Consider the following 9,103-nt stretch of genomic DNA (forward strand, 5'->3'; position numbering starts at 1 on the left):
AGGGTTGAATCATTAACGAAGGAATCTCTAAAAACTTATCTGTACTGTGCGTTTTTATATCGTATTTGAAAGAATTATCGTGTCTAAGGTTTTCCAACTCAAGATAGTTCTCAAGAAGTTTTATCTCTTCACTTATTTTTACTTTCTCATCACTTGAATTTTCTAACACACTACGCATCAATGCAGAGAATTTTAAGAGATAATTAGCAGCATTTTTATTTTCATTGAAAAGAATGAAGCTGTAAATAGAATTCAATACATTAAATATGAAGTGTGGTTTCATCCTTGCATTTTGCATGCGTTGCTGATAGGATAACATTTCATTTTCTTTTTCCAGCTTTTTAATTTTACTTGAGTTCACCCCTTTAAGGATTAAAAAGACGACAAAACCAAGAAAGAAAAGTAATACACCAAAAAACCAAATAGAAGTATAAAAGGGTTCTCGAATACTGCCCTCTATCAAGACCATACTGTCACTCCAGGTATTATTACTCATAAAATACCTCAGATTTATTTTTAATCTTTTTTGTGGATTGGTAAGGGTGATTTGAGGGGATAGCACATTTATCCATTCACCGCCATTGATTTGATACTGGTATTTCTTATTGAACCAATTTTTCAAATCTTTTATTTGAAAACTAATACTCAATACCTTGGCATCCGTCGGTAATGAAATTAAGTTTTTGTAGTTGTCTCCGTCCACCCTTAAATTGGTTACTTCGGGTCTAATGTCTTCAGATATGTTGGTTTTACTCAGGTTGCGAATGTCATTGTAACTTATTTTATAAAACCCTTTTTCGGTAGCTATATAAAGGTTGCCATTAACTTCCTCCAGTTTATTGATTTTTAAATCAGTTAGTCCTTGGTTTTTGGAGATGCTTATACATCTATTTGTGAATTGGTCGTAAATTTCTAAGCCTTTAAAACATCCAATGTATAAGTAACGTCCGTTTTCTGAGCTTTGTAAAATATTTACTTTTTCATTATTTAAACCGTTTTTTCGATTTAAAAATGGCTTTGTTACTCCGTTTGAATATTGATAAATACCGAAGTTCTTGGTTGAGATCAATAACCTATCTTGAAAGTAAATTAAATCTGTAATTTCTTTATTTCCAAAGTCAAATAAAAGTTCTACAGAGTCCTTGAAAACACTGAATAGTTTATTTTTTGAGGTATAAAATAGTTTGTTTTCGGAGAAGGCGACCTGAGAAATGTATCGTATTAAATCGGGCCTGTACAGGAGGGTGTCCGTTTCACCTGTAAGGGTATTTATTCTTCCGATATAAGAGGATGCTATGTATAAATGATTGTCGTTTACATACACGTCTCTAGCAAAGGGTAGAAATTCTGTGTTCTGGGGATAAGAAGTTGAATTAAAGTAATCATCAATACGGTTTAGGTTGGTTACAAAAAGCTTTCTGTTTCTATAAATGATTTTGGAGTGATCTGAGGGAGAACTCGTGTTTTGAGCCATGTCGTAAAGCTCATTTTTAAAAGAAAGAAGGGTGTTTTCGTTGATAACAGCAAAATCTAAAACTTCATGTTCTATCTTATTACCGGTAAAATCGGTGAGATGATGGACCTTATATTCTGGCAGGTAGATTACTCCTTCTTCAAGCGTACTAAACCAAGTGTTTCCATCATTGTCTACATAGATAGAGCTCACATAGAGGTTATGGTTAATACTAGAGTTTTTAATTTCTATTAGTTTGTTGTTTTGATACTTTGCACGGTAAGTTCTGTTGTTTTTACCCACCCAGTATTCATTGGTGTTAGGTATTTGTTCAAGGGCAGTAACGTTAGCAGCTAATTCAGTAACCGAAGGCAAGGCAATTACTTTTCCTCCCAGTAATATTAAACCTTCTATGGTACCCTGTTGTGTGTTCTTTTTAAGGTTGCTTATGTCAGAAGGTTTGTGGTAGAAAAGAGAATCAATATAGTTGGGTTGATAGTTATTCGATGAATTGATTTGGAAATTAACTTTTCCATGTATAGGCCAACAGGAAAGCATAAAACTTTCTTCAACCTCATTGATTTCAAATTCTGTTTCACTGGTTGGATAGCTCTTGTAGTTCCCTTTTTTGTCTATTGTAAAAGCTCCCTTGAATGAATTACTGTAGTGGAGGGTGCTATCTTTTGTAAATGTGATACGTTTAAAGAGGTAGTCATCCAAGTCGATGAGTGTATCCAAAATTGCGTTATAACGGTAAGGATAAACACTATCATTTTGGATGTAGTAAAGTTGTTTCCTAATACTGAGTGCCCAAACTCTACCGAAGGGATCCTCGTAAGATTGAAAGATTACATTACTGGGTAATCCATTTTTGGTAGTAAATGAAGTGGCATTGAATCCGTCGTAACGTATAAGGCCCATATCGGTACATATCCAAAGATTGTCCTTGCTATCTTTCATGATGTGGTAAGACTCAGTACTATTGAGACCACATTGTTCGTTGATTTGATAACTGGCTTGGGCAAAGTTATTTTGTCCCCAATTTTTTAAAGGAGACAAGACCATTAATACTATTAATGCTAAAACCTTGCTGTATGTGTTGATAAGGGGTGACTTATTCATGTTGTTCTTCACCAAAAATAATATATAAATTAAGCTTCTGTACCGTCTTCTTTGTAGATTAGGTAATATAAATTCCAAACAAGTTTTCCCTTAGACTGTTTTCAGGTCTAATTTTAAAGAATTATTGGCCCGGAGTAAGGAAAGGTTTTTAATCTGTTCTTTGGTTATACCAATCGCATTTTTAAAAAGTAGTTCTGAAATGTTTTTTATTCCCAACGTAAACATAGGTGATTGTATAGCGCGAATTAATTTTTGTAAACAGGTAAGATGATTATTACTCTAGTCCAGTTCTCTTCGTTGATTAAGTAGAAGGCGAGTTCCTTGTTATTAAAAAGTATTTTAAAATTATTGATTCGATCTCTAGTGATGCCTACAGCGTGGTCAGAAGGGGAGTTGTTCCATTTAAATATTTGGTCTTTGGTCATCGAACCTTTATTGGCTATTTCAACTTTAACACTGTTCTTATCGTGATAACTAAACTGAATACGAATTACATTGTCGTGATTTGAAGTGCCGTGTAAAACTGCGTTTTCTACAATGGGTTGAATCAGCATGGAAGGTATAGAGGCTGTTTTTAATTCCATAGGAATATCGAGGTGAAATTGAAATTTATCTTCTTTACGTATAAGTTCTAATTCTAAGTAAGAATTTAAAAGTTCAATTTCTTTTGCAATGAGTATCTCATCGTTACCTGATTTTTCAAGAATGTTGCGCATCAGGTTAGAGAATTTAATTAAATAATTAGAGGCTTGCTTGGTTTCATTGAAGTGTATGTGACTGTTAATAGAGTTCAGTACATTGAAAATAAAATGGGGTTTAATTCGGGCATTGTTCAACCGCTGTTGATAAGACAGCAGGTTGTTTTGAATTTGTAATTTTTTCATTTTTCGCTGTACTCTGAAACGGACAATCAAAAGTATTACTGCTCCGAGTAAGATAAAGTAAAGCAATAAGGCATACCAAGCCTTATACCACGGAGGTGTAACCTGAATGCTTACTATTTCGAAGGGGGGGGACCAAGTAAAGGCGTTAATTTTATAACGTGCTTCTATATTGTATTTACCATTTAAATTGGTAATTGTAAAGGAAGGACTGTTGGTGGTAATCCATGTATTTGTGGAGTCTGTTCTAAATTGATATTGTTTATTGAACCAGTTGGAATAAGAATGCGTTTTTAATTTGATTTCGAAAAACTTTTCGGTAGAAGGAAGGATGAAATTTGTTTGTTGGTCTATATTGATTGAAATTGAATCAGAGGTCATTAAAGATGCGCCAAATACGGGAGGTGTGATGGGTGAAGTTTCCGACTCCGAAGCTAAATCATAGCTGTAGAGATTGCCCTTAATTCCAAAGTAAAGCATGTCTTTATCAATGTGTAAGCTGTTCACCTGGTTCGACGAAATTCCATGGTTTTTATCTATATGTTTGATGCAGTTTTCTGAATCTTTGTAGATAAATAAACCTGAATTTGAACCTATAAAGTACTCCTTTCTATCTTGAGAATATGCGAAGGTGTTGAATTCAACCTCTGGAAGTAAATGATTAATCTTATCTAATGGTTTAATCTCTAGTGTGTTTAAATCAAGGTAAAACAGACCTTTGTTTTTTTCAAGTATCAAGATTCTTTGATCACTCGTCCTGCTCATTTGTTGGACATTGAATTTACCTTGTAACTCTTTTACGAATTCATGTTTTTTCAGAATACTTATTTTTTCTAATCCGCTATGTAAAATAGTAGTTGAATCAATCAAAGCAATTTTCTTGGAATAGGAAAACGTACTGTGATCTAATGGAGTGAAAAAAGCTTCACTTTTCAAACTATCAAGAGTAATTGTATAAATCCTGTCAGAAGATGAAACAAAAATTTTAGATCCAGCTACTTTAAGATCTCTAGAAAAAGGAAGGATATGTGCATACGAATTTTTATAAGGAATTATTATACCTCCCTTTGATAAAACTAATTCATCACCAATTGTAAGGAAGTTGCAGAATTCTTCACCTCCAACAGTAGTGTGGTAACTCTTTTGTGAAACATTGAAAAGAGAGGAGTAACTCAATGCGTATAAGTCATTTTTAAAGGTGAATATTTTATTAATATTCTTGTCAGTAGTTGCATGAATATAGGATGATTTTCCAAGCTTAAAATCGGGGAAGTAGAATATCCCATTTTCTAATGTAGAAACCCAAATTGCACCACGATTATCAACGAGAATGGAGGTGATATACTCATTGGGAAGCATCAAAGGAGAAGTCCGTTGTACGTGATTTACCATGGTTTTACCACGATAAAAACCTTGTGGTGTTGCAATTAACACCTCCTTTTGATAAGGGGTGATGTAAACAACATCTTCCTCAGTTTCTAAAAAAGTGGTATCTCTTAAAAGTCGATTATAAATAATATGGAAGTTGGAACCTCCTATGATTTGATGTGTTTGATTTATTGAATTAATTCGTATGAAATAGGCCTTTTGATGGTATTTCTTAAAGTAAAAATCTAGTGCCAAACTGTCTTTATTTTTACCATGTCTATAGTTCTGTTTTAAAATATTGAAAGAGATTAAATGATGTTGTTCAATGGGGATTATTTCTATACCGTCCTTTTGTTTTAGGTTTGATATTTTACCGTCTTTTGTGATTTTTAAACATCCATTTCCATTGATGGAATAATATAGAATATCATTAGCATCCACATAAAGCTCTTTCCATATTCTAACTTTCCCATTTAAAATTTTTCGAAGGGTGTCGTTGTATTGATAAGTGTGGATTTCATCATCTTTGTAATAACATAAATCTGAAGATGAACCAATAAACCAAATTCGTTCAAATTGGTCTTCGTACATATCAAAAATGGTGGAGCTTGATAAACCATCTTTGCTGGTGAATAGTCGGGTAGAGCTCCCGTTGTATTGAACAACTCCAGCGTCGGTTAATATCCAAATGTTTCCCTTGGTGTCTTGTTTTATTTTATAAGTCTCTAAGCTGGGGACATTAAGGAGTTCGCTCACATTTAAACCTTGTACCTCAAAGTCGGATTGACCAAAGCTGAAAAGGCTTATAGAAAATAGGAGTAAAAGTGTTAGAATTCGCATATAATAAAAAAAGCACTAATCGCTAAATTAGTGCTTTTTCTGAGTTAATCAACTTCTTCGTAGTCTACATCTTCGGCCTCTTTTCGACCCTTGAATATGGAGACTTTTCCGATATTACGTTGTGTTTCTTCTTTCTCCCTGCGGTACGCTTCTTTTTGCTTGTTAAAGCGTTCTTGTTCACTGATGTTTCGTTTGGCATTCATTAGTTTACCAATGAAACGAACAATTACCAGAACAGCTATAATTATTAAAACTGTTCTTAGAAAATTGGCTGCAAAGAGTAAGAACAACATATTATCTTGATAAGTATAAGTTTCTTTCAGAGAATACTTTTCTAAAGAATGGGTCTTTCAAATCTTTGATAAATCTGATGGCCTCTCCTGTAGACTTCATCTCTGGTCCTAATTCTTTATTTACGTTAGGGAATTTGTTGAAAGAGAATACTGGTATCTTGATTGCGTATCCCTCTTTTCTAGGGTTGAAATCAAAATCAGTTACTTTCTTTTCTCCTAACATTACTTTCGCTGCGTAGTTTACATACGGCTCATCGTATGCTTTGGCGATGAATGGAACCGTTCTAGAAGCTCTTGGATTGGCCTCGATAACGTATACCATTTCGTCTTTAATCGCAAACTGTATGTTCATTAAACCTACTGTCTTCAACTCAACGGCGATTTTCTTCGTAATGTCTTCAATTTGTTGCATTACGAAATCTCCTAAGTTGTATGGAGGTAATACTGCGTAAGAGTCACCTGAGTGAATACCCGCTGGCTCTATGTGCTGCATAACACCAATGATGTGTACGTTTTCACCATCACAAATTGCATCAGCTTCTGCTTCAATTGCCCCTCCTAAGAAGTGGTCTAATAAGATTTGGTTTTCTGGCATATCTCTTAAGATATCTACCACGTGGTGTTCTAATTCCTCCTCGTTAATAACGATTTTCATTTTCTGACCACCCAATACGTATGATGGACGAACCAATAATGGGAAACCTAAATCTTTCGATAATTCTATCGCTTGTTCTGCGCTTTCAACAACTCCAAACTTAGGGTAAGGAATGTTGTTTTCTTTCAATAATTTAGAGAATCTACCTCTATCTTCGGCCAAGTCTAATGCATCGTAACTCGTTCCGAAAATTTTGATTCCGTAACGCTCTAATTTCTCTGCTAATTTCAAGGCTGTTTGACCACCTAGCTGAACGATTACACCTTCTGGCTTCTCGTGTTTGATGATGTCGTAAATGTGCTCCCAGAATACTGGCTCGAAGTATAATTTATCCGCTGTATCAAAGTCAGTAGAAACTGTCTCTGGGTTACAGTTGATCATAATCGTTTCGTATCCACATTCTTTGGCTGCCAATACTCCGTGTACACAAGAATAATCGAATTCGATACCTTGACCAATTCTGTTTGGTCCTGATCCTAATACAATCACTTTTTTCTTGTCAGATACTTCACTTTCGTTTTCGTATTCGAAAGTAGAGTAGTAGTATGGCGTTTGCGCTGGGAACTCAGCGGCACAAGTATCTACTAATTTGTAAACTCTCTTAATACCGTATTCTTCTCTTTTCTCGTGTACTTCAGATTCTAAACATCTTAATAAGTGACCTAATTGACGGTCAGCATATCCTTTTTGCTTAGCTTCGAATAACAAGTCTTTAGAGATGTTATCTACAGAGAATTTTTCAATCTTTCTTTCTAATTTGATTAATTCTTCAATCTGCTTCAAGAACCAAACATCAATCTTAGTTTTCTCAAAAATAGTTTTGAAAGGAATACCTAATTTGATGGCGTCGTAAACGTGGAATAATCTATTCCAGCTTGGGTGTGCTAATGAGTGAAGGATTTCATCTTGGTTGGTAACTTCTTTTCCGTCTGCCCCTAAACCGTTACGGTTAATTTCTAGTGACTGACAAGCTTTTTGCAATGCCTCTTGGAATGATCTACCGATTCCCATTACCTCACCAACTGACTTCATCTGTAATCCTAACTGGCGATCAGCACCAGGGAATTTGTTGAAGTTCCAACGTGGTATCTTAACGATAACGTAGTCTAATGTTGGTTCAAATAATGCAGAAGTAGTTTTTGTAATTTGGTTGTCTAGTTCATCCAATGTGTATCCAATCGCCAACTTAGAAGCAATCTTTGCAATAGGGTAACCTGTTGCTTTAGATGCCAATGCAGAAGAACGAGATACACGTGGGTTAATTTCAATAGCAATGATATCTTCTTTCTCGTCTGGAGAAACGGCGAACTGAACGTTACATCCTCCGGCAAAGTTACCGATAGAACGCATCATTTTAATAGCCATGTCTCTCATACGTTGGAAAGTTGTATCAGATAATGTCATTGCTGGAGCTACTGTAATTGAGTCTCCTGTGTGAATCCCCATAGGGTCGAAGTTCTCAATAGAACAGATAATTACAACGTTGTCGTTCTTATCTCTCAATAACTCTAATTCGTATTCTTTCCAACCTAATAAGGCTTTATCTATCATCACCTCGTGAATCGGAGAGGCGTGTAAACCTTTATTTAAGTTGTCGTCGAAGTCTTTTTCATCGTGAACGATAGCTGCCCCCGCTCCTCCTAAAGTATAAGATGCTCTAATACAAACAGGAAGTCCGTATTCTTGCATTACACTTTTACCTTCTAAGAAAGATTTTGCAGTTGTTTGGGGAGCCATAGGAACATCAATCTCCTCCATTAAGTTTCTGAATGCCTCACGGTTTTCTGTAATCTCAATCGCGTTGATGTCAACTCCGATGATATCTACTCCGTGCTCTTCCCAGATACCCATTTCATCACATTTGATGGCAAGGTTCAATGCTGTTTGTCCTCCCATTGTAGGTAGAACTGCATCGATTTTGTGTTCCGCTAAAATTTCAAGAATGCTCTCTGGCTCCAAAGGTTTTAGATAAACGTTGTCTGCAACAACTTTATCTGTCATAATTGTAGCAGGGTTCGAGTTAATCAAAGTAACTTCGATTCCTTCTTCTCTTAAGGAACGTGCTGCTTGAGATCCTGAGTAATCGAACTCACATGCTTGACCGATAACAATTGGGCCACTACCGATAATTAATATCGATTTAATGCTTTCATTTCTAGGCATTCTGAACTAATTTTTTTTTGTTTCCAAAAATGTTAAACCAAATTGGGGGCAAATTTAGCACCTTTTATCCTGTTTAAAAAGTTTATTGGAGATAGTTTTCAAGAAAGCGTTGTTTTTAATTGTAATTCCTTGGGGGACAACCTTAGAGCGACTTTTATTTTTTCTTGGAAACCCCATCTTACTGTGCGTTTCCGAACAGGGATTGTTCGTTTTCGAACAGCTGTTATAGGGGGTTGAATCTTGTAGGTGTTGTTTATCAAGTGGTTAGGTTTTTGGCACAATACTTAATTGTCGTAATTGAAATATTAATAATCTGTGGATATAAAAT

At 35.2% G+C, this 9,103-nt stretch carries 4 protein-coding genes; all 4 read right to left on the minus strand.

What is annotated here, in order from left to right; genetic code table 11:
• A partial coding sequence (locus tag AC22ZQ_RS09555) for a sensor histidine kinase (protein ID WP_318958557.1) occupies positions 1-2,575 on the minus strand: 2,575 nt, incomplete at its 3' end.
• 245 nt (positions 2,576-2,820) lie between these two features.
• Entirely contained in the window at positions 2,821-5,580 is a 2,760-nt protein-coding gene (locus AC22ZQ_RS09560) for a sensor histidine kinase (RefSeq protein ID WP_318958558.1), read from the minus strand.
• 128 nt (positions 5,581-5,708) lie between these two features.
• Entirely contained in the window at positions 5,709-5,957 is a 249-nt protein-coding gene (locus AC22ZQ_RS09565; protein WP_318958559.1) for a hypothetical protein, read from the minus strand.
• A 1-nt stretch (position 5,958) separates the two neighbouring features.
• Positions 5,959-8,775: a carbamoyl-phosphate synthase large subunit gene (gene carB / locus AC22ZQ_RS09570; RefSeq protein ID WP_318958560.1), complete on the minus strand. Its 2,817-nt coding sequence runs from the start codon at positions 8,773-8,775 to the stop codon at positions 5,959-5,961.
• Between the last annotated feature and the right edge of the window lie 328 nt (positions 8,776-9,103).

This window comes from Lishizhenia sp., from assembly GCF_057456495.1.

Excerpts from the sequence above, each read along its gene's own strand:
- AC22ZQ_RS09565 (WP_318958559.1), bottom strand. The coding sequence starts at position 5,957 with ATGTTGTTCTTACTCTTTGCAGCCAATTTTCTAAGAACAGTTTTAATA.
- carB (WP_318958560.1), bottom strand. The coding sequence starts at position 8,775 with ATGCCTAGAAATGAAAGCATTAAATCGATATTAATTATCGGTAGTGGC.